At 67.1% G+C, this 21,533-nt stretch carries 22 protein-coding genes; 7 read left to right on the top strand and 15 right to left on the bottom strand.

Features of this window, described 5'->3' with window-relative positions; all coding sequences use genetic code 11:
- Positions 1-144: 144 nt before the first annotated feature.
- Positions 145-939: a MetQ/NlpA family ABC transporter substrate-binding protein gene (locus V6V88_RS25405; RefSeq protein ID WP_338616926.1), complete on the top strand. Its 795-nt coding sequence runs from the start codon at positions 145-147 to the stop codon at positions 937-939.
- 15 nt (positions 940-954) lie between these two features.
- Here the strand turns inward: V6V88_RS25405 and V6V88_RS25400 are convergent, their stop codons facing one another.
- Positions 955-1,917 (bottom strand): LysR family transcriptional regulator, encoded by a 963-nt coding sequence (locus V6V88_RS25400; protein ID WP_279991247.1) that lies wholly within the window; start codon positions 1,915-1,917, stop codon positions 955-957.
- Positions 1,918-2,018: 101 nt separating this feature from the next.
- Between V6V88_RS25400 and V6V88_RS25395 the strand changes: the two genes are divergently transcribed.
- On the top strand, positions 2,019-3,116 hold the full coding sequence (locus V6V88_RS25395; RefSeq protein WP_280021839.1) for a mandelate racemase/muconate lactonizing enzyme family protein: 1,098 nt from the start codon (positions 2,019-2,021) through the stop codon (positions 3,114-3,116).
- A gap of 100 nt (positions 3,117-3,216) precedes the next feature.
- Entirely contained in the window at positions 3,217-4,209 is a 993-nt protein-coding gene (locus V6V88_RS25390) for a tripartite tricarboxylate transporter substrate binding protein (RefSeq protein ID WP_152382826.1), read from the top strand.
- Between the two features lie 5 nt (positions 4,210-4,214).
- Here the strand turns inward: V6V88_RS25390 and V6V88_RS25385 are convergent, their stop codons facing one another.
- The 4 genes from V6V88_RS25385 to V6V88_RS25370 are packed head-to-tail and all read right to left on the bottom strand — an operon-like array spanning position 4,215 to position 8,321.
- Entirely contained in the window at positions 4,215-5,027 is an 813-nt protein-coding gene (locus V6V88_RS25385; protein ID WP_223573417.1) for an SDR family NAD(P)-dependent oxidoreductase, read from the bottom strand.
- Positions 5,024-5,812, bottom strand: coding sequence for a citryl-CoA lyase (locus V6V88_RS25380; protein ID WP_062839013.1), 789 nt, complete (start codon positions 5,810-5,812; stop codon positions 5,024-5,026). Before V6V88_RS25380 ends, V6V88_RS25385 begins: the two co-directional genes overlap by 4 nt.
- Positions 5,809-7,314, bottom strand: a complete 1,506-nt coding sequence (locus V6V88_RS25375) for an AMP-binding protein (RefSeq protein ID WP_223573415.1) — start codon at positions 7,312-7,314, stop codon at positions 5,809-5,811. The genes V6V88_RS25380 and V6V88_RS25375 overlap by 4 nt, the downstream gene beginning before the upstream one ends.
- Positions 7,315-7,331: 17 nt before the next feature.
- Entirely contained in the window at positions 7,332-8,321 is a 990-nt protein-coding gene (locus V6V88_RS25370) for a tripartite tricarboxylate transporter substrate binding protein (protein ID WP_056319888.1), read from the bottom strand.
- 102 nt (positions 8,322-8,423) lie between these two features.
- Between V6V88_RS25370 and V6V88_RS25365 the strand changes: the two genes are divergently transcribed.
- Entirely contained in the window at positions 8,424-9,218 is a 795-nt protein-coding gene (locus V6V88_RS25365; RefSeq protein WP_223573413.1) for a helix-turn-helix domain-containing protein, read from the top strand.
- 84 nt (positions 9,219-9,302) lie between these two features.
- Here the strand turns inward: V6V88_RS25365 and V6V88_RS25360 are convergent, their stop codons facing one another.
- From V6V88_RS25360 to V6V88_RS25345, 4 genes are all read right to left on the bottom strand, one after another.
- Positions 9,303-9,848: a DUF934 domain-containing protein gene (locus tag V6V88_RS25360; RefSeq protein ID WP_056319884.1), complete on the bottom strand. Its 546-nt coding sequence runs from the start codon at positions 9,846-9,848 to the stop codon at positions 9,303-9,305.
- Positions 9,841-11,583, bottom strand: a complete 1,743-nt coding sequence (locus V6V88_RS25355; RefSeq protein ID WP_223573412.1) for a nitrite/sulfite reductase — start codon at positions 11,581-11,583, stop codon at positions 9,841-9,843. Before V6V88_RS25355 ends, V6V88_RS25360 begins: the two co-directional genes overlap by 8 nt.
- A gap of 507 nt (positions 11,584-12,090) precedes the next feature.
- Positions 12,091-12,282: a DUF2970 domain-containing protein gene (locus V6V88_RS25350; protein WP_056319879.1), complete on the bottom strand. Its 192-nt coding sequence runs from the start codon at positions 12,280-12,282 to the stop codon at positions 12,091-12,093.
- Between the two features lie 73 nt (positions 12,283-12,355).
- The gene (locus V6V88_RS25345) at positions 12,356-13,291 is read right to left on the bottom strand and encodes a LysR family transcriptional regulator (RefSeq protein WP_062839016.1); all 936 of its coding nucleotides are present in this window, start codon (positions 13,289-13,291) and stop codon (positions 12,356-12,358) included.
- Between the two features lie 261 nt (positions 13,292-13,552).
- Between V6V88_RS25345 and V6V88_RS25340 the strand changes: the two genes are divergently transcribed.
- The gene (locus V6V88_RS25340) at positions 13,553-14,887 is read left to right on the top strand and encodes a DUF3100 domain-containing protein (RefSeq protein WP_280003357.1); all 1,335 of its coding nucleotides are present in this window, start codon (positions 13,553-13,555) and stop codon (positions 14,885-14,887) included.
- 218 nt (positions 14,888-15,105) lie between these two features.
- Here V6V88_RS25340 and V6V88_RS25335 read toward each other — a convergent pair whose 3' ends face one another.
- On the bottom strand, positions 15,106-15,687 hold the full coding sequence (locus V6V88_RS25335) for a hypothetical protein (RefSeq protein ID WP_280003360.1): 582 nt from the start codon (positions 15,685-15,687) through the stop codon (positions 15,106-15,108).
- An 87-nt stretch (positions 15,688-15,774) separates the two neighbouring features.
- Positions 15,775-16,608: an oxidoreductase gene (locus tag V6V88_RS25330; protein ID WP_223573409.1), complete on the bottom strand. Its 834-nt coding sequence runs from the start codon at positions 16,606-16,608 to the stop codon at positions 15,775-15,777.
- Between the two features lie 151 nt (positions 16,609-16,759).
- Here V6V88_RS25330 and V6V88_RS25325 point away from each other — a divergent pair, with 151 nt between their 5' ends.
- Positions 16,760-17,668, top strand: a complete 909-nt coding sequence (locus V6V88_RS25325; RefSeq protein WP_338619726.1) for an AraC family transcriptional regulator — start codon at positions 16,760-16,762, stop codon at positions 17,666-17,668.
- A 39-nt stretch (positions 17,669-17,707) separates the two neighbouring features.
- Here V6V88_RS25325 and V6V88_RS25320 read toward each other — a convergent pair whose 3' ends face one another.
- The 3 genes from V6V88_RS25320 to V6V88_RS25310 form a co-directional block, all read right to left on the bottom strand.
- On the bottom strand, positions 17,708-18,307 hold the full coding sequence (locus tag V6V88_RS25320) for a glutathione S-transferase (protein ID WP_338616921.1): 600 nt from the start codon (positions 18,305-18,307) through the stop codon (positions 17,708-17,710).
- Positions 18,308-18,517: 210 nt separating this feature from the next.
- Positions 18,518-19,168, bottom strand: coding sequence for a carbonic anhydrase (locus tag V6V88_RS25315; RefSeq protein WP_056319841.1), 651 nt, complete (start codon positions 19,166-19,168; stop codon positions 18,518-18,520).
- A 188-nt stretch (positions 19,169-19,356) separates the two neighbouring features.
- On the bottom strand, positions 19,357-19,698 hold the full coding sequence (locus V6V88_RS25310) for an FxLYD domain-containing protein (protein WP_223573394.1): 342 nt from the start codon (positions 19,696-19,698) through the stop codon (positions 19,357-19,359).
- Positions 19,699-19,915: 217 nt separating this feature from the next.
- Between V6V88_RS25310 and V6V88_RS25305 the strand changes: the two genes are divergently transcribed.
- Entirely contained in the window at positions 19,916-20,242 is a 327-nt protein-coding gene (locus V6V88_RS25305) for a PsiF family protein (RefSeq protein WP_223573392.1), read from the top strand.
- A 250-nt stretch (positions 20,243-20,492) separates the two neighbouring features.
- Here V6V88_RS25305 and V6V88_RS25300 read toward each other — a convergent pair whose 3' ends face one another.
- On the bottom strand, positions 20,493-21,533 hold the full coding sequence (locus tag V6V88_RS25300) for a cyclase family protein (protein ID WP_338616920.1): 1,041 nt from the start codon (positions 21,531-21,533) through the stop codon (positions 20,493-20,495).

Below are 21,533 nucleotides of genomic sequence, written 5' to 3'. Positions count from 1 at the left end.
TCTATTGTGTCCGCATGCGCCGGCGCTGTCATCGCGGTGTTTATATCGAAATCCACATATCAATATGAATATTCATCGCTTCCGGTTTTGAGGCGGCGTCTCTAGAATCCGGGGTCTCATTACGACTACCTCTAGAGATCTCCCATGCGCCTTCGTCATTCCCTGGCCGTACTTGCCACCCTTATCGGTTTTGCCGGCACCTCGGCGATGGCGCAGGACGCCGAGCTGAAGGTGGGCGTCACCGTCGGCCCGCACGCGCAGATCGGTGAAGTCGTGCAGCAGGTGGCCGCCAAGGAAGGCCTGAAGGTCAAGCTGATCGAATTCAGCGACTTCATCCAGCCCAATGCCGCGCTGGACGCCAAGGAGCTGGACGTGAACATCTACCAGCACAAGCCTTTCCTGGAATCGCAGAACAAGGCGCGCGGCTACAGGCTGGTGCCGGTGGCGACGGCCGTCGTGCAGCAGATGGGCATCTATTCCAAACGCGTGAAGTCGCTGGACGATCTGCCGCAGGGCGGCAAGGTGGCCATTCCGAACGATCCGACCAACGGCGCCCGCGCGCTGCTGGTGCTGCAGGCCGCCAAGCTGATCAAGCTGAAGGACGGCGTGACGGTGACGGCGTCGATCTTCGACATCGCCGAGAACCCCAAGAACCTGAAGTTCGTCGAGATCGAGGCCGCGCAGCTGCCGCACTCGCTCAAGGACGTGGATGCCGCCGCCGTGAATTCCGCCTATGCCATCCCCGCCGGCCTGTCGCCCGCCAAGGACGCGCTGGTGCTGGAGAGCAAGGACGCGCCGTTTGCGGCCGTCGTGATCGCCGCGCGCGAGGACAACAAGAACGATCCGCGCATCGCGCGCTTCATCAAGGCCTACCAATCCGACGAAGTGAAGGCTTTCGTGGCCAAGCAGTTCCCCGGCGCTTACACGACCTCCTGGTAAGCCGTCCCGCCACCTTCAAGCGGCCGGGCGCGCGCGCGTCCGGCCTCGCGCCGTCTGGCGTTCGTCAGCCGCGGCCTCCCCGCGCGACAGCCACATGCGCGCCTCGTTCGCCAAGCCCTCCTGCAGCACCTGCGCCGGCGCGCTCATCGCGCGGTCGCGCGACCACACCACCGCCAGCACCGGGTCTTCCAGCGCCAAGAGGCGCCGCGCGGCCAGGCCCTGCCGTTCGGCGTAATGCGCGCCCAGGCTTTCCACGATGGCCACACCCAGGCCTTGCGCGGCCAGCGCGCACGCCGCCGATGATTGCGCCGCCTCGATGATGGGGCGATAGGGCAGGCCGCGTGCCTCCAGCGCCTGACGCGTCGCGCGCCCGGCGGGCAGGGCGGGGGCCAGCACGATCGGGCCGGCTTCGGCGACCTCGTCGAGCGTCAACGTGGCCTTTCTGGCCCAGGGATGGTCCTTCGGCATGACCGCATGCAGCCCCAGGGGCGCCAGCCGCAGGCTGGACACGCGGTCGATGTCCGGCGGCGAACCGATGATGATGCCCAGGTCGATGCGATGGTCCACCGCCATCTCGATGATTTCCAGGGCGGTGCCGGCGCGCACGGTCACGGCCACGGACGGATGGGCGCGGCGCACGCCGGCCAGGGCCGGCGGCAGCAGACTGGACGCCGCAATGGCGACGGCAGCGACATCAAGCCGTGCCAGCGCGCCCTGGCGGATGTCGACGGCCAGCCGGTCCACGGCCTCGATGCCGGCCAACGCATTGAGGACTTCCGGGATCAGCGCGCGGCCCTGGCTGGTCAGGTGCAGCCGCCGGTTCTCGCGGCTGAAGAGCGCAAAGCCCAGCCGCGTTTCCATGTCGCGCAAGAGCGCGCTGGCGGCGGGCTGCGTCATGTTGACCGATGCCGCCGCGGCGGTGACGGTGTCGTGCCGGTACATGGCGCGCAGCAGTAGGAGTTCTCGCCGGTTGAACATATGAAATTCATATGGAAATAGTCAATTCATCTATTTGACCATATGAACCGGCGGCCGCCAGAATAGCCCATCGCATTTTGCATCCCGACCTCCGCGCCGCCATGCCCGCCAACACCATCGTTTCCGTCACCTGCATTCCATTGCGCCTGCCGTTTCATCACTGGAGCCCGTCGCCGCTGTTCGCCGGCCGGCCGCGCGACAAGCTCGACAGCGCGCTGGTGCGCGTGCAGACGGAAGACGGCACGGTGGCCTGGGGCGAGTCGTACTGCGTGGAGCCGCGCGCCTTGCCCGCCATCTTCGAAACGCTGATCGCGCCGCTGGCCTGCGGGCGGGACGCGGACGACGACACCTTGCTGCCGGGCATGCAGCGCACGCTGCACAACCTGGGGCGGTCCGGCCCCGTGGTGCATGCGCTGGCCGGTCTGGACATCGCGCTGTGGGACCTGCGCGCCAAGCGCGCGGGCGTGCCGTTGTACGAACTGCTGGGCGGCAAGCGCCGCGAACGGGTGCGTGTGTATGCGTCGCTGCTTCAGTACTACGGCAACGCCGAGCGCCTGGACGCCGTGACCACGCGCGCGCTGAACGAAGGCTATACCGAGATCAAGCTGCACGAGCGCACGGCCGATGCGCTGGCTGCCGTGCGCCGCAGCACGGGGCCGGGCGTGCCGATCATGGTGGATACGAACTGCGCCTGGCTGCCCGGCGAAGCCGAAGCCGCCATCGAGGCGATGCGCCCGCACGATCCGTTCTGGATCGAGGAACCCTTGTGGCCGCCGGAAGACGACCGCGCGCTGGCCCGCTTGAAGGATGCCTGCGGCATTCCGCTGGCGGTGGGCGAGAACGCCGCCAGCGCGACCGACCTGGAGCGCGTGGTGGACACGGAAGCAGCGCAGTACGTGCAGCCCAGCGTCATCAAGCTGGGCCTGACCGCCGCGTGGCGCATCGCGCAAAAGTGCGCGGACACGCGCGTCGTGTGCGCGCCGCAGGTGGCGTTCTTCGGTCCCGGATACCTTGCCAGCCTGCACCTGATCGCCGCGCAACAGGCCGAGGTATCGCTGGAACGCCTGTACGTCGAACTGGCGCACGTGCCCTACGGGTGCAGCGTGCCCATCAAGGACGGCTGGGTCGACGTGCCGGACGCGCCGGGATTGGGCGCGGACCCGGAGGCGGAACTAGCCGAGGGCCGCTACAGCAGCTGAAGCACACGCATCCGCACCCACGCATCAGATACGAAAGACACACCGAAATACGAACCGGCCCTCAAGAGGCCGCACCGCATATGAACCTGGAGACAACCCCATGCATCCCTCACGCAGAGCGTTCCTGATCAATGGCGCGGCCCTGGCCGCTGGCGCCGCCGTGTTGCCGTGGTCTTTCGCGGCGCGCGCCGCGCAGTATCCGGACAAGGCGGTCCGCCTGACCATCCCGTATCCGCCGGGCGCGGCCACGGACACGCTGGGCCGCATGGCGGGCCAGGTGTTTGCCGAGGCGCTGGGTCAGCCCTTCGTCGTGGAGAACCGGGGCGGGGGCGGCACCACGATCGGCACGCGCGCCCTTGCGGTGTCGGCGCCCGATGGCTACACCATCGGCATGGTCGACTCCACGTTCACGATCAATCCCGCGCTGCTGGGCGAGCGTCAACCGTATGACGCCATCAAGGACTTCGCGCCGATCTCGCTGATGGCGACGGCGCCTTTCGTCATGGTGGTGCACCCCTCGGTCAAGGCGACGGACATCGCGTCCTTTGTGGCGCTGGCCAAGGCGCAGCCGGGCACGTTGTCGTTCGGATCGGCGGGCGTGGGCAGCGGTCCGCATCTGGCCGGCGAGCAACTGCGCCAGCAGGCGGGCGTGGACGTGCTGCACGTGCCGTACCGCGGCGGCGGCACTGTGATCACCGACCTCTTGGGCGGCCAGGTGCAGTTCGGGTTTGCCACCGTGCCCACGATGCTTGAACACATCAAGGGCGGAAAGCTGCGGGCGCTGGCGGTCACCAGCCCGCAGCGCGTGAGCCAGCTGCCCGACGTGCCCACCTTTGCGGAAGCGGGCCTGCCGGGCGTGGACATCTCGCCGTTGTTCGGCCTGGTTGCGCCGGCCGGCGTGCCCGCGCCGATCATCGAGCGCCTGTCGCAGACGCTGGCCGAATCCGTGCAGCGCGGCGCGTTGCGGGACAAGCTGACGGGGATGGGCTTTCAGCCCGTCGGCAGCACGCCGGCGCAATTCGCGCAGCGCATCCAGGACGACGTGGCCAAGTGGACGGGCGTGATCCAGCGCGGCAACATCAAGGCCGAGTAGGCGCGTCAGGCGTACTTGCCTGTCAGGCCGCCATCGACCAGCAGTTCGGTGCCGGTGATGTAAGACGCGTCGTCGGAAGCCAGAAAGGCCACCGCGTTGGCGACCTCCCAGGGCGTGCCCATGCGGCCCATCGGCACCTGCCTGTCGCGCGCCGCGCGGGCGGCGTCCAGGTCGTTGGCATCGAACATCCTGGCGACGTTGCTGGCCACGCGCGGGGTGTCGATCAGGCCGGGAATCACCGTGTTCACCCGGATGCGGTCGGCGGCATATTGCTGCGCGGCCATGCGCGCGAAGTGGATGACGGCGGCCTTGCTGACGCTGTACGCCAGATGCGGATAGCCGGTGTACCGGATGCCCGCGATCGACGACACCGCGACGATGGCCCCGCCGCCTTGCGCGCGCATCAGCGGGACCACCAGCCGTGTCGCGATCAGCAGGCTGGTCACGTTCACCTGCTGGATGCGGTCCCAGTCTTGCAGCGAGATGTCTTCGGGGCCGCCCACCTTGCCGATGCCCGCGTTGGCCTGCAGGACGTCGATGCGGCCGAAGCGGCCCAGCGCCGCCTCCACCGCGGCCTGCATCGCAGCCGGATCGGCCACGTCGGCCTGCACCGCCAGTGCGATGCCGCCGGCCGATTCGACTTCGTGCGCCGCGTCTTCGGCGGCGGTCAGGTTGGCGTCCAGCGCAACGACGGCCGCGCCCTGGCGCGCCAGCGTCACGCAACTGGCCTTGCCGATGCTCCAGCCGGGCGCCGACGTGCCCGCGCCCGCTACCAGCGTGACCTTGCCGGCCAGGCGCCCGCCGGATGCCGCCGTCATGATTGCCCGCCGTCTTGCTGATGGGACTTGCCCTTGCCCACGTACGGAATGGCGTGGTCGATGGTTTCCCAGATAAACCGCCCGGAAGGGCTTTGCTGCTCTTCGGCAACGTGCGAGACCAGACCCGCCGCGCGCGAGATGACGGCAAAGCCGCGCATCAGGTCGGTGGGCACGCCGATTTCGCTGAGCAGCGCGGCCACGGCGCCCGTCGCATTGATGGTGATGTGCTTGCCGTACGTCTCGTCGATGGCGCTGGCCAGCCAGCGCAGGGCCTGCACGGACTCGCCGCTCAGCTCGCTTTCCGCCTCGGCCAGCGCCAGCAGCTTGATCGCGCGCGGATCGTCCGGCTTGTGCAGGTGATGCCCGAAGCCGGGCAGCGGGCTGCGCGAGGCGCGGTGCTCGCGCGCAATCGCCAGCGCCTCGGCGGGGCCGTCGGCGGCCTGCCGGATGCGGTCCAGCAGGCGCGAGCAGTTCTCCATGGTGCCGACGAACTGGCTGCCCACGGCCATCAGGCCGGACGCCACGGCGCCCTGCAGGTTCTCGGGCGCGCTCATGTAGATCAGACGCGTGGCGATCGCGCTGGGCGTCATGCCGTGTTCCATCAGCGTGACCAGCACGGCGTCCACGATGCGCATGTCCACCGGGCGCGCGTCGCGTCCCAGGATCTGCATGATCATCACCTCGGTGAAGGACTTCTTGCCGATCAGGTCTTCGACCAGGTCGACGTCGCGGTACGACATGCCGGTCAAGTGATGGGCGCACAGGCGGGTTTCGGGCGTGTTCATGGCGTCTCCTTCATTGCGGCGTCGCGCACCGCGTTCTTCAGCACCTTGCCCACGCTCGAGCGCGGCAGGCTGTCGTGGAAATGGATCTGCTTGGGCGTGGCCACCGGGCCCAGCAGCGCGCGGACGTGCGCCTTCAGTTCATCGTCGCTAGCTTGCGCGCCGGGTTGAAGCTGAACGGCCGCGTGCACCGCCTCGCCCCATTTGTCGTCGGGCACGCCGAATACCGAGCACTCGTAGACGGCTGGATGCGCGGACAGCGCGTTCTCGACGTCAACCGGGTAGATGTTGAAACCGCCAGTGATGATGACGTCGCGCAGCCGGTCCTTCAGGAACAGATAGCCGCGCGCATCGATGAGGCCGGTGTCGCCGGTGTGCAGCCAGCCGTCGACCACGGTCTCGGCCGTTTTCTCGGGCAGCCGCCAGTAGCCCGTCATCACCAGGTCGCCCTGGACCACCACTTCGCCGATCTCGCCGCGCGGCAAGAGCGTGCCGTCGGGCGCCATGATCGCCACGTCCGACAGCGGCGTGACCCGGCCGACCGACGCGCGGTTCTCAGGCGCTTCGAGGTCGGCGGGACGCAGCACGGTGACGATCTGCGGCGCCTCGGTCTGGCCGTAGGTCGTGCCCAGCACCGGACCGAAGAACGCGCGTGCACGCTCGATTTTCTCGACGGGCATCGGCGCGCCGCCGTAGATCAGGTTGCGCAGGCGCGGGAAGTCCGCGCGCGACACGCCTGGCTGCGCCATCAGCATGTAGATCAGCGTGGGCGGCATGAAGCTCAGCGTGCCGCCCCGCTCGCGAAACGCCGCCGTGATGGTGGGGGGCGACACGCTATCCAGCAGCAGATGCGCGCCGCCTTGCGCCAGCACCGGCAACAGATACGTGCCCGTGCCGTGCGTGATGGGCGCGGACACGACATAGCGGTCGTTGGCCGTGAGGCCCCAGTTGAGGATCTGGTTGACGATGCCGGCGTTCCACGCGTGATACGGCTGCATCACGCCCTTGGGCAGCCCGGTGGTGCCGCCCGTGAACTTGATGGCCTGGGTGGCATCGCGGGGCAGCGCGTGCCGCAGCGGCGCACGGCCCTCGAAACCGGCCAACAGGCCATCCAGCGTCAGGTCTGCCGCCGTGTCTTCCAGTTCGACGCGACGCGCCGGGCCCACGGGCACAAGCGGCCCGCCCACGCCGTCCACGATCACGATGGTCGGCTCGGTGGCATCCAGGATGCGGCCGATCTCGCGCGCGGTGCTGCGGTAGTTGAGCGGCACCCACACCTTGCCGCTGGCCAGCACCGCCAGCAGCGCCAGGATGTGGCGCGCCGAGTTGCCGGCGCAGATGGCCACGCGCGTCTGCGGCGCCGGGTCCAGGTCCTGCAGGGCGGCGGCCAGCGCGCGGGTGTCGGCCGCCAGCCGCGCGTAGGTGACCTGCCCGTCGGGACCATCAAGCGCCACGCGGTCCGGATGCAGCTCGGCCGCGCGGAAGAAAAAATCAATCGGGTACACCTTGGCTCCTTGGATCGCTAGTTGGCCTTGAGGTTGGCGCTTTTCACGACCGCACCCCACTTGTCGATTTCGCTGGCGATCTTCTTGGCAAAGGTCTCCGGCGTGTTGGGCGGCTGCGGCGGGAAGAATCCGCCCTGCTTGTACGAGGTCTGCAGGGCGGGGCTGGCCAGCGCCTTGTTCACTGCCTGATTCAGGCGGTCGATGACGGGCTTGGGCGTGCCGGCCGGCGCCACCAGGCCAAACCACGATTCCACGTCGAAGCCCGGCAGGCCGGATTCGGCCAGCGTGGGCACATCGGGCGTGGCGGGCAGGCGCTCGGGCGAGGTCACACCAATGGCGCGCAGCTTGCCCGCCTGCACGTGGGGCAGGGATGAGGGCAGGTTGTCGAACATGGAATCCACCTGGCCGCCCAGCAGGTCCGCCACCGCGGGGCCGCTGCCGCGATAGGGCACGTGCAGGATGTCAGTGCCGGTCTTCATCTTGAAGAGTTCGCACGACAGGTGAATGGACGATCCGCTGCCGGAGGAGGCGCAGGTCAGCTTGCCGGGGTTCTTCTTGGCATACGCGATGTATTCCTGCACGGACTTGATCGGCAGCTTGGGATTGACCACCAGGATGTTCGGAATGGTCGCCAGCAGGCCGACCGGCTCGAAGCCTTTGACAAAGTCGTAATTGAGCTGGCTGTACAGCGTGCGGTTGATGGTGTTGGCGATGGACCCGACGTACAGCGTGTAGCCATCGGGCGCGGCGCGCGAGACGATTTCTGCGCCGATGTTGCTGTTGGCGCCGGTCTTGTTCTCGACCACGACCGTCTGGCCCAGCTCTTCGGACAGCGATTTGGCCATCAGGCGCGCCACGATGTCGGTGGCGCCGCCGGCGGCGTAGCCGACGACGAGGGTGATGGGGCGTTCGGGGTAGGGTTTGGCCGCCCAGGCGGGGGCGGCGGCCACGAGGGCGCCGCTCAAGGCCACCGCCGCAGCGGTCCAGCGCTTGCCGAATGTCTTCATTGTTGTCTCCGTCCTGTTTGTCTAATAATTGGACAGATCTTCGTCTGTCCGCCTTCATATTCGGCTTTGATGGAGGCCCTATCAACGCAAGGTGTCCAGAAATTGAACAAACCGGATTCCGAGGGTTCCGGTCCGCGCATCCTGCGGCGCGGGCTGAAGGTGCTGGGCGTGCTGCGCCAGGCCGGCGCGGCCGGCATGCACGTGGTGGACATCGCGCGGGCCGCCGGCATGCAGCGGTCCACGGTGTACCGCTACCTGGATGTGCTGGTCGAAGAGGGCTATGCCTTGCGCGAATCGGGCGCGCCGCGCTGGCGCGTCGCCGAACTGGGCGTGATGATGGCCGGCGATCCGCACGCGCAGGCCGTGCGCAGCCTGCGGCCGTTGCTGCGCCAGATCAGCGATGTCAGCGGCGATTCGGCGTTTCTCATCTGCCGGGCGGCGAACGATTCGCTCTGCCTGCATCGCGAGGTCGGCAACTACCCGGTGCAGGTGCTGGCCGTGACGGTCGGGCATCGCCAGCCGCTGGGCGTGGGCGCCGCGGGTCTGGCGCTGCTGGGCGCGTTGCCCGCCGCCGAAGCCGACGAAGTTGTGGCGCAGAACGAGCAGGCGCTACGCGCCTATGGCGGCATGACGGTGGCGCAGATGCGGCGGCTGGTCGAGAACACACGCGGGCGCGGCTGGGCGGTGGTGGGCAACGCGGCGGTGCCGGGGGTGCTGGGCGTGGGGGTGGCGCTGTGCGATGCCGGCGGGTATCCGCGGCTGGCGGTCAGCGTATCCAGCCTGATCAGCCGGATGCAGGCGCCGCGCCAGCGCAGCATTGCCGACCTGATCCGCGCGCAACTGGCGCAGAGCGGGTTCGGCATGCAGCTGGGGGCGGCGCCTGGCAAAGGGGACTGAGGCCGCAGGCGGCCTCGTTCTGGCGGCCTCGTTCAGGCGGCCAGTTTTTGCGACCCGTTTTTGCGACCCGTTTATGCGACCCGTTTATGCGGCCGCGGGCGTGGGGACGCGGTACGTCTTCTGGTAGTGCACCGTGAACGTCTTGAAGGCGGCCAGCGCCTTGTGCGGATCGTGTCCCGGCTTGACGAGAAAGCTGTCAAAACCCACGCGCGCCTGGTAGTGGATGGTGTCGATCATCACGTCGCCGACCGCGCGCAGCTCGCCTTGCCACTGGTAGCGCGTGCGCAGCAATTGGGCCAGCGAGTAGCCCCGGCCATCGGTGTAGACCGGGAAGTCCACGGCGATGAAGGCGATGCCTTCGGGATGCAGCACGCCGTCGGCGTCCGCCAGATCGGTCAGGTCGGCATCGGGGCCCAGCAATACCGCCACGGGATGCTTGTGGCGGCGCAGCGTGGCGCGCGATGTCTTCCAGACGGACAGCGGGACGATCCAGCCGGGCTCGTCGGCAGGCACCTGGCCCTCGGCCGGCACTTCGGGTTCGGGCACGAAGGGGCGCGACGTGTCGGCCTCCAGCTTGCCGTTGCGGATCAGGTGCGGGCCGGGCGCGTCGTGGGCGTAGATCTCAGACATGGGCGGGCTCCGCGTGCTGCGTGGGTTTGGCGAAGGCAGGGTCCGCGTACACGTCCTGCTTGAAGGGGTCGATGCCGACGCGGTCGACCACGTCGATGAAGCGCTCGGCCTCGCTGTCGCGCAGGCCCAGGTAGGTGCGGATCAGGCGGTCGACCACGCCGGGCACCTGATGGCGCGCGAACGACGGGCCGATGATGCGGCCGATGGCCGCGCCGCCGCCGTGCGTGGATTCAAGGTCGGGCAGCGGCTTGGCGGCGCCGTTCTGGCGGCCGCCCACCGTGACCTGGTACCACTCCTCGCCGGCTTTATCGACGCCGAGGATGCCGATGTGGCCGACGTGATGGTGGCCGCAAGAGTTGATGCAGCCCGAGATGTTCAGGTCCAGCTCGCCGATTTCGAACAGGTAGTCCAGGTCGTCGAACTGGCGCTGGATGGCTTCGGCCACGGGAATGGAGACGGCATTGGCCAGCGCGCAGAAGTCTCCGCCCGGACAGGCGATGATGTTGGTCAGCAGGCCGACGTTGGGCGTGGCGAGGTTCAGGGCTTCGAGCTTTTGCCACAGCTCATGCAGACGCGAACGGCGCACGTCGGCCAGGATCAGGTTCTGTTCGTGCGACACGCGCAGTTCGCCATAACCGAAGTCGTCGGCCAGGTCGGCCACGGCGTCCATCTGGTCCGCGGTGATGTCGCCCGGCGGCACGCCGGTGGGCTTGAGCGACACCGTGACCGCGGCGTAGCCGGCGACCTTGTGCGCATGCACGTTGGTGCGCAGCCAGCGCGCAAAACGCTTGTCGCCCGCAGCCAGCGCGGCGGTGTTGTCGACGTCCGCCGTGGCGGCGGCATCGTGCTGCGGCCAGACGAAGCGCGACTTGATGCGGTCCACGAATTCCTGCGTGATGGTGTCGGGGCCGCCCTTGATGCGCTGCCATTCTTCATCGACCTGCTGCGCGTAGACCTCGGGCGTCAGGTCCTTGACCAGGATCTTGATGCGCGCCTTGTACTTGTTGTCGCGGCGGCCATGCAGGTTGTACACGCGCAGCGCGGCTTGCAGATAGGTCAGCAGGTGCTGCCATTCGACGAACGGATTGATCAGTTTGCCGACGATGGGCGTGCGGCCCAGGCCGCCGCCGATCCACACGCGGAAACCCAGCTTGCCGTCGCGTTCGACCGCCTGCAGGCCGATGTCGTGCACGCCCACGGCGGCGCGGTCTTCCACGGCGCCGCTGACCGCGATCTTGAACTTGCGCGGCAAGAAGGCGAATTCCGGATGCAGCGTGGACCACTGGCGAATGATCTCGCACCAGATCAGCGGATCGACGAGCTCGTCCGGCGCGACGCCGGCAAAGTGATCCGTGGTGGTGTTGCGGATGCAGTTGCCGCTGGTCTGGATGGCGTGCATCTGCACCGTGGCGAGTTCCGCCAGGATGTCCGGCACGTCTTCGAGCTTGGGCCAGTTGAACTGGATGTTCTGACGGGTGCTGAAATGCCCGTAGCCGCGGTCCCATTTGCGCGCGATGTGCGCCAGGGTGCGCAGCTGGCGCGACGCCAGCAGGCCATACGGAATCGCGACGCGCAGCATGGGAGCGTGGCGCTGGATATACAGGCCGTTCTGCAGGCGCAGGACGCGGAAATCGTCCTCGGTAAGCTGGCCGTCGAGAAAGCGGCGCGTCTGATCGGCAAACTGCGCGACACGCTGCTCGACAAGCTGTTGATCGACGGGGTCATACACGTACATGTCTACTGCCCTTGAAATCTTCTCGGTCTGAACCCCGGAACGGGGCAGGCGCACGGCGCCGGAAAAACGGGATTCATAACCGTAACAGGCAGCCGTAAAGACCGTCTAAGTCATTCTGGTAATAAAGAAATAAGAGCCCCCACGCCGCGCGCGCTTCGCGCGCTAGCTGCCCCCCGAGGGGGCTGCCCCGCCTTCGGGCGGCCGGGCGGCGGGGCGGCTATCAATGCCCCCACGCCGCGCGCGCTCCGCGCGCTAGCTGCCCCCCAAGGGGGCTGCCCCGCCTTCGGGCGGCCGGGCGGCGGGGCGGCTGTTTTTGCGGAGGCCGGGCGCTACGCCCTTCGCAAAGTACGGCTGCCGGAGGGGCATGGTTCATGCGTGGCGGGTATTTTTGCAAAGGATGGGTTTTCGGCCTTTGCGGGAAATCATCTGCACCGATGCCGTCCAGCGGCGCCGTCGTTGCATATGGATAGTCGCGACTGCCCCGGCCGGCGCTCGCTGGCGACGCGGCTACAACGCCGCATTCACTGCCCACCGCGCCACGAACACCAGAATGATCACCAGGCAGGCCGCGAGCAGCAGGCCGGTGGCGATGAGGGGGCCAGGTTTGTTGTGGGCGATGTCGGCGTCGTAGCCGCGTCCGCGGCGCACGCCGAAAAAGGCCCATAGCACGGAGCGGACCGTGCGCAGGAAACTGAGCATATGCGCCTCCGGGCAGATTCTTGACCGTCCACTGTAGACGCTGGACTGGGGCGCAGACAGATGCAGATCCGGTTCAACCGACCGTATCAGTTGGCGCGGCGGCATGCGCGCCGATGCCGCGCACGATGTGGTCCAGCAGTTCGCGCGCGGCGGGCGAAATGTGGCGGCCGGCGCGGCTCAGGACGTGGAGGCTGCCCTGATTCAGGATGGGATTGGCCAGCGGCAGGCTGGCCAGCCGCTGTGCCTGCATGTCGGCGGTGACGGCGATGGGGGGCGTGAGCGCGTAGCCGATGCCGGCCGCCGCGAATTGCCACAGCGCCTTGAAGGACGAGGTGGTCAGCACGTTGTGCAGCCGCACCTGCTCGCTGATTTCGGCGGCCTGGATGTGCTGGCGCACGCCAAAGCCTTCCTGCATGGACGCGCCGGGGTAGTCGGCCAGGTCGGTCAAGAGCAGGGGGCGGCGCAGCCGGGTCAGCGGATGATCCTGGCGCACGATGGCGCGTATCGGTTCGGGCCGCGAGTAATGCGTGCGCAGCCGCGCGTCGTTGGGCGGCTGGAACACCAGCCCGATATAGGCGCGGTCATCGACGATGCGCTGCACGATCTCGGAGGTGCGGGCCACGTCGATGTCCAGCGTGACTTCCGGGTGGCTACGCCAGTAACCCGGCAGGACGCGGTCGAACATGAGTTCGACAAAGCCCTCGCCCAGCACCAGATCGATGTGGCCGCGCTCGGCCTTGCGCAGGCTGTCGATCTCGGAAAAGAAGCTTTCCTGGATGTCCTGCTGGCGCTTTACGTAGCGGGCAAGGATGTGGGCGGCATCGGTGGGCACCAGCCCGCGGCCGCGGCGCTCGAACAGCGCCATGCCGCAGTCGCGTTCCAGCGCGGCGATGGCGCGGCTGACGGCGGACGGATCCATTTCCAGCGCTTCGGCCGCGCCGCGCACCGAGCCCCGGCTCATGACCTGCATGAAGTAATGCGTGCGGCGGGCGTCGAGTTGTTCATCCATGGCGGCGGCTCCGGGCGGGATTGCGGCGGATTTTCCACGCGGACAGTTAAGGGTTTACCCTTAACGAACGCTGTCCCGTGCAAAAATTTCCCAGGAAAAGGCAATTCGTTGCATTTTACGCAACGTTTCTCGGCGGCGGGTGTCATGGTTGCCCGCTAACGGGCAGAGCGAAAATTGCGCAGTCCGAACCGGCGCGCCCGTTGATTGCGCAGTCCGAACCGGCGCGCCCGTTGCGCGCCGTTCGTCATCAGGGGAAAAACAATGTCTCATGCCAGCGCCAGCCTGGCCTTGCCTTCCATGCCGCTATCGGGGCGCGTGCGCATGCTCGCCGCCATCCTGCTGGTGGTCGTCATCTCCGAAGCGATCGGCAGCGTGACCTTCTCGGTCGGTCCCGGCAAGATCGTCCTGCAACCCATGCTGTGGGCCATTTTCATCGGCGCGGTCGTGGCGGCTTTCGGTCAGCGGCTGCCGTCCGGCATCGGCATCGACAAGGCCATGCAGACCCGCATCAGCGGCTACCTGCAATATGCGTTGCTGCCGTTCCTGGCCAAGCTGGGCCTGATGGTCGGCGGCGCCTTGCCGCAGGTGCGCGAGGCCGGCTGGGCGCTGGTGTTCCAGGAGTTCGGCCACTTCTTCGGCACCATGGCCATCGGCCTGCCGCTGGCGCTGCTGCTGGGCATCAAGCGCGAAGCGATCGGCGCCACGTTCTCGGTGGGCCGTGAGCCCAGCCTGGCGATCATCGGCGAGCGCTACGGCATGAATTCGCCCGAAGGCCGCGGCGTCATGGCCGAATATATCACCGGCACCGTGATCGGCGCGCTGTTCGTGGCGCTGATGGCCGGCTTCATCACCAGCCTGAACATCTTCGATCCGCGCTCGCTCGCCATGGGTGCAGGCGTGGGCTCGGGCAGCATGATGGCCGCCGGCGTGGGTGCGATCGCCTCGCAGCAGACGCCTGAAATGGCGCATCAGGTGGCTGCGCTGGCTGCTGCCGCCAACCTGCTGACCACCGTGGTGGGCGTGTACTTCACCCTCTTCATCTCGCTGCCCACGACGATCTTCCTGTACGGCAAGCTGGAGCCCGTGCTGGGCCGCTTCTCGCGCGGCAAGAACGAGGCCGTGGTCGACGACAGCGTGTCGGAAGACGTTCCCGCACACGGCACGAAGATGGGCTTTGGCGACCGCCTGACCGCCTACGTCATCTGTGGCCTGTTTGCGTTGGTGGGCAACCGCCTGGGCTACAACGTGCCGTTCGCGGACGCGCTGCCCGGCATGGGCATCATCGTGCTGCTGGTCGTCATCACTGACCTCATCCTGCGCGTCGTGCCCAAGCTGCCGGCGGTGTTCGTGCTGTCGCTGATCGCCATGACGGCCGGTTGCCCCGGCGTGCTGCCGTACTCGGACCAGATCATCGCAATGGTCGGCAAGGTCAACTTCCTGCCGTTCACGACGGTCATCCTGGCCATGGCCGGCCTGTCGATCCTGAAAGACCTGCCCGCCTTCCGCAAGCTGGGCTGGAAGATCGTGGTGGTGTCGCTGGCCGCCAACGCCGGCACCTTCATGGGCGCCACGATGATCGCGGAATTCTTCCACTGATCGGTCTTCGCGCCATGATAAAGCCGCCTTTATAGGCGGCTTTTTTCATGGGCGGGCTTGGGGGCGGTGTCAGACACCCGTCGAGACGCCGTCGCCAATTGACGGGTGTCTCATTTGGGTGTCTGACACCTGGGTCAGCGCAAGGATCTTTCGGGTGTCTGACACCTGGGGCAGCGCAAGGATCTTTCGGGTGTCTGACACCGGGGTCTGCGCGGGAATCAGGGCGCGGCGCCGGGCCGGTAGCGCGCGTTGTCGGTTGCGTTTTCGGTGGGGCCGATGTTGGCCACCGCCGGAACGGCAGCACTGGCTGCCTTCATGACAGCCGCGGCCTGCAACTCGACTTGCGGATTGCCCATGGCGACACGATAAGGTTGCAGCGGCGCCAGGCCTTCGATGGTGCCCCAGTCGTTCGCGGCCTGGGCGCGTTGGGCCGCCGGGTCGGGCCGGGCGGCAAAGTCTTCGACCGCGCGCCGCATGCGGGCGTCCGCGTACAGGTCGCGCAATTCATCGACGTTGATGGCCGGGGCGGCAAGAGCGAGGGGTGCGGCCGCGGGGTCCGCGTTGTCTCTGACGCGCGGGGCGTTTTGCTCGGCCCTTGCCAATTTGTCGGCCTGGGCGCGTTCCAGGCGCTGGGCTTCGCGGGCGGCCTGGGCCTGGGCGGAGCGCTGCGCCTGGCGGGCCGCGAAGTTCTGCGCGGCGCGTTCGGCTTCCCAGGCGGGGCGGTTTTCATCCAGCATCGAGACGCGCGCCGGAAAAGGCGCGGCGACGTGCGGGATGGCGGAGATCGCAGAAATGGCCATGCGGGCGCTCCTTGTCGTGATTGACCTTTGGGTTGGTCTGTCAGGGGAGATGCAAGTTCACTTTAGCAAAGCCTTCTGCGAAAGGTTTTATCCATCTGTGGATTTCGTAACCGTCTCCCACGCCGCCAATTCCTCCTGCAAGGCGGCCAGCTTGCCCCTGACCAACCCGAGCGCATCGCTGCCCAGCAGCAGGTGCGCGGGCGGATGATCGGCGGCGATGGCCGCCAGCATGGCGCGCGCCGCCTTGCGCGGGTCCCCCAGTTGTCGGCCGCTTTTCTCTTCGCGCGCCTTGCGGATGGGGTCGAAGATCGCGTCGTAGTCTGCAATCGCGCGTGGGGTACGTGTCATGGATCGGCCCGCCCAGTCAGTGCGGAACGATCCCGGCGCCACGGCGGTCACGGCGATGCCCAGCGGCTGCACTTCCTTGCCCAGGGCTTCGGAAATCCCCTCCAGCGCGAATTTGCTGCCGCAGTAGTACGCGATCCCCGGCATGGTGATGTGGCCGCCCATGGACGTGATGTTCAGGATGTGGCCGCGCCGGCGATGGCGCATGAAGGGCAGGATCGCTTTCATCATCGCGACCGCGCCAAAGACGTTCACGTCGAACTGGCGGCGCATTTCCGACAGCGGCGACTCTTCCATCACGCCTTCGTGACCGTAGCCCGCGTTGTTGACCAGCACATCGATGGTCCCGACGCCGGCTTCGATATCGGCCACGACGCCGTCGATGGCGTCGAAGTCGGTGACGTCCAGGATGCGACCGATGGCCGCGCCTGGGGACAAGGCCTCGAAGGCGATCCGTGCGGGTTCGCTGCGCACGGTTCCCACCACGCGATGGCCGGCGGCCAGGGCCTCCTCGGCCAATGCGCGGCCGAAGCCGCTGCTGACGCCGGTGATGAGCAGGGTTTTGGGGGAGGTCATGGAGTCGGCTCCAAAGTCAGTGGAGAATGCATGGTAGTCTCGCAATAACGCGCGGATAAGCCGTATTCCGCTACTTATCTTGCATAAAACTATGAACGCGATTTCCCCGGGCGCGGACGGCGCGGCAGGCCCCGCTCTTGCCGAAAGCCGCATGGCCGAACTGCTGCGCGGCTTGGCGCCCCATGAGGGCTACAACCTGACGGCGTTGCCCAGCGTGCGCGTGCTGCGCGCCAACCGCGCGCTGGCGCGCACGCCCGTGCTGTATGACCCCGGGATCGTGATCGTGTGCCAGGGCCGCAAGCGCGGTTACTTCGGCGATCGGCTTTACCTCTATGACGAGCAGCACTACCTGGCCGTCTCCGTCCCGGTTCCTTTCAGCATGGAGACTGAAGCCACGCCCGAGCGGCCGCTGCTGGCGCTGTACCTGCACCTGGACTTTGCGTTGGCGGCGGAGTTGGCGTCGCAGATCGACGGCGCCGGGCACGCGGCGCCTGTCCAGGCGCCGCAAAGCATGATGTCGACCCCGATGGATGAAGCGATGCGTGCGTCGGTGCTGCGCTTCATCGAGGCCATGGCCAAGCCGTTGGAAGCCGCAGTGCTGGCAGCGGGCCTGCTGCGCGAACTCTATTTCCGCGTGCTGACCGGCCCGCAGGGCAGTTCGATGCGGGAAGCACTATCGCTGCGAGGGCAGTTTGGGCGTATTGGCAAATCCCTGCGTGTCATCCATGCGGAGTATGCCCAGCCGCTGGATGTCACCAGGCTGGCGAATGAGGCTGGCATGAGCGTCCCGAGCTTTCACAGCCATTTCAAGGCGGTGACGCAGGTTTCCCCGATGCAGTACGTGAAATCGACCCGCCTGCACCAGGCGCGCCTCTTGATGGTGCGGCAGGATCTGACGGCCGAGACGGCTAGCCAGGCGGTGGGCTACACGAGCCCGTCCCAGTTCAGCCGCGAGTTCAAGCGCCTATTTGGCCTGACGCCAGCGGCAGAGGCGCGGCGCATGCGCGAAGGCTTCGCCATACCAGCCTTCGCGCAAGCCGCGTTCGTGTCGTCGCATTGATGCCGTGGCAGTTACCGGCGCAAAACGCCGGCGGCCGGATCAGGGCTTGGTGGCCTGCATCGAGGGGCGTTGGCTGAAATCCTCGTACCAGGCAGCCGTGGCCGGGTGCGAGGCGCGCCAGTCCAGGTCAGGGAAGCGGAAGTCCAGGTAACCCAGCGCGCAGCCGATGGTGACGGTGCCGATGTCCAGGCGGCCCGCGAGGCCCGCGGCGCTCTTCTCGATGAGCGCAAGGCCATCGCGCACCTTGCCCAACTGGCCCTCGACCCAGCCATCCCAGCGCAAGGCCTCGGGACGCAGCACGGTCTCGTAGCGCGCCAGCAGCGCCGCGCCCAGCATGCCGTCGGCCATTGCCTGCTCGGTCAGCACGGGCCAGCGGGCCTTGCCGGCAGGAAAGAACGATCCGCCGCCCAGGTCGTTCAGATACTCGCAGACGACGCGGCTGTCGAACAGCGCCTGGCCTTCATCGGTGATGAAGGTGGGCACCTGGCCCAGCGGATTGCTCGGGATGATGGTCTGGTCGCGGGCGACGGGACCGGCGGCGCTGGGCAGCTTTTCAATCCGGTCGGCCAGCCCGAGTTCGTGGGCGATGACCATGCACTTGCGTACAAAGGGCGAAGCGGGCGAGAAGAAGATTTTCATGGGGTTCCCTGTCGGTGAGAGGCGTCAGTGTTGCGCAGCGTGCTAACGCTGTCCAGCCTGCTTGCGGATGACAATCGGGAAGGCATGAAGCGGGGAATCGCCAGCGGCAAGGGGAAGCGGCCGGCGGCGGAAAGGCAGAGAGGCGCCTCGTACGAGCCGCGCCCCGCGTGCTGACGACGCCGGACCCTTTGCGGACCGGCGCTCACGGCCTTATTCCGTAACGCCCGTTTCCAGGCAGGGCTTGAACTCGCCGGATTCCGGATCGCGCAGGAACAGGACGCCGGTGGCCACGCCAAAGTAGGCGCCGTGCAGTTCCAGTTCGCCCTTTTCGACGCGGCGGCGGATCGACGGGAACGTCATCAGGTTGTTCAGGCTGTGCGCGACGGTGGCCAGTTCCAAACGCTTGAGGTTGGCCTGGCGATCGCCGGTCTCGGGGGACATGCCCTTGGCGACGGGTTCGATCTGCGACATCCATTTGCCGATGAAATCGCTCTTGCTGAGCGGCGTGGCGTCGTCGAAGAAGAAGCGGATGCCGCCGCAGGAGGCGTGGCCCAGCACGACGATGTGCTTGACGTTCAGGCCGTTGACCGCAAATTCGATGGCGGCGCTGGTGCCGTGGTACGACGATTCCGAGTCGGGATCACAGGGCGGCACGAGGTTGGCCACGTTGCGCACCACAAACATTTCACCGGGGCCTGCGTCGAAGATCGCTTCGGGCGACACGCGCGAGTCGCAACAGCCAATGATCAGGATTTCCGGGCTTTGGCCGATTTCGGCCAGCTTTTGGTAGCGGCTGCTTTCTGTCTGGAAGCGGCCGTCAAGGAAGGATTGGTAGCCTTCGGAGAGTCTTTTGGGAAACATGATCTTCAGTTCCTAATATCGAGGCCAGGCTTGCTGGCGCGCCGGCATACGCACGAAGGGGCTTCGTGTGGAAGCCCCTTTTATCGAGTCGGCAGTCGGGATTTTCCCATAATTGGGCTGATAGCCACCTGTCTAAACCCTGATATTGAAAGGGTTTTTTTTGCGGCGGGTCTAAGCCCTGGGCAGTCTTAGCGGGCTGCCACGTCCAGCGGGGTCACGCGGGCGAATTCGAGCGGCGTGATGGCCTTGACCACCTTGATCTGGCCGGGGGCGAGGGGGCCCACGATGTCTTCGCTGACCCGGCCGACCTCGCGGTTCTGGGCGTCGTACAGGACGTAGGTCAGAAGGACGCTATTGACGGGGCGTTCGGACTGGTTGGCCAGGAAACCGGTGATGGTCGAGACGTTGCGGGTGCTGTCGCGCACGGCCTGGACGTTGCCCAGGGTGACGCCGTAGGCAAGGCTTTGAGCGCCAGCGGGGGCGCAGGCGCAGGCCAACACGGCAATCGAGGCGAGGATGATTTTTTTCATGGCGTCTCCTGGGGCTCGCGGCGCGGGTTTTGCCTATCTCACTCCTTTCCGGCCGGGGATTCAACGGGTCAGATGGATGAATGGGTAACAGGTTGCGGCGGAGGTTGCGAAGGCGCCGGGATTGTCCGATGATGACCGGGCCGGCGCCTTGGCCGGCGGACCGTGCAGCCCCGCGTCGCGCGTGCCAATGCGTTTGGGGCGCTCAAGGGAGGAACTCATGCTTTCCCGTACCACCCAGCTGGCCTCGGCCATCCTGTTGTCCGCATGTTTTGCCGGCGCGCAGGCCCAGACCCCCGCCGCGCCCTCAACCGCCAAGACGCCCACGCCGCAGCAGCAGCGCATGTCGGACTGCAACAAGGCCGCCGAGGGCAAGAAAGGCGACGAGCGCAAGACCTTCATGAGCAGCTGCCTGAAGGGCGAGGAGCCCGCCAAGCAACTGACGCCGCAGCAGCAGAAGATGAAGGATTGCAACGCCAAGGCCGGCGAGCAAAAGCTGACGGGCGAGGCCCGCAAGACTTTCATGAGCACCTGCCTGAAGGGCTGACCGCCCGGCAAGCAAAAACGCCAGACGAGGTCTGGCGTTTTCTTTGGCCCGCTGACAGCGGCGCTACGCGCGTCACGCCGTGGCAATCGGATACGGTCAGGTGTCTGACACCCCAGGCACATCGGTTCAATGGAAGACTGCCTCCCGCGGGTGTCTGACACCCATGTTGCACCGATGCAGCTTCATGGCCGTCTCGTACGGGTGTCAGACACCTGACCTGTGCTGGCGTCAGAGACCTGACGCGTGCACGTCACGCCGTCGCAATCGGCGTAACGGGTGAGCCGATCGCATGCGGCAGGCGCAGCGGGGGCGCGGTCAGCATGAAGTGGTGCCGGCCGTTGGCATGCAGGAAATCCGCCAGGTCCTTCAAATACCAAAGCTCGGCCAGCGGCAGGCCCAACTTGAACAGGCAGTGGTGATGCAGCGGCAGCATGGGACGCACGCCGGACTTTTCGCGGGCGGGGTAGGCCTCGACCGCGTAGTTGTCGGCGCAGATGGCGGCGATGCCGCTGTCGGTGATCCATTGCAGCAGCGCGTCGTCGGTGCCGTCCAGCGCGGCGCCGTAGGTGTGCAGCACCTCGGGGTCCGGCGCGCCGTTCATGGCGACCACGGCTTCGGCGTAGCCGGTGCGCAGCACCAGCATGTCGCCGGGCTCCACGTCGATGCCGTCCGCGTCCAGCACATGCATCAGTTCGGCGTGGCCGATCAGCGTGCGGCCCGGGCCATAATGGCGGAACAGGTCCACCAGCACCCCGCGGCCCTGCATGCCCTTTTGCGCCAGGTTCTCGACGCCCAGCTTCAGCGCGGCGGACGGGCCGCCGCTGTTGCATCCGCAGCCGGTGTGGTCGCCGTCGGCGGGGCCCACGACGTCCACGCCGGCCTGAAAGCCGTTGTAGTAGCGCAGTTCCGGCGTGCCGTCGCCATCGGCGTCAAACAGCGCGCCCACGTGCGCCAGCGCGTCCCACTGCGTCGAATACTGCATGGACAGCAGCACCTGGTCGTCGCTCAGCACATCCAGCGCGTCCGGGTTCACGTTCTTGAGCGGGAAGTTCAGGTACGGCGTGTCCTTGAGTTTCGTGGGGCTTAGCTGCGGCGGATGGCGGCGCGGGTTGAGCACGTTGCCGCCGGGCAGGTCCAGCGGCAGGGACAGGCAGAAGGTCTTGCCGGCGCGGATCTCGCGCGCGCCCTTCAGAACCTGTTCTTCGGTGATGAGGTTCAGGCGCCCGAGTTGGTCGTCGGGCCCGAAGTCCCCCCAGTTGGAGCCTTCGGGCCGGTGCTTCCAGCGTTGCAT

The organism is Achromobacter sp. E1, from assembly GCF_037039475.1.
Classification (GTDB): Bacteria; Pseudomonadota; Gammaproteobacteria; order Burkholderiales; family Burkholderiaceae_B; genus Achromobacter; species Achromobacter mucicolens.
The sequence above is the reverse complement of the archived record's forward strand: the minus strand, read 5'-3'. Positions and strand labels throughout refer to the sequence as shown.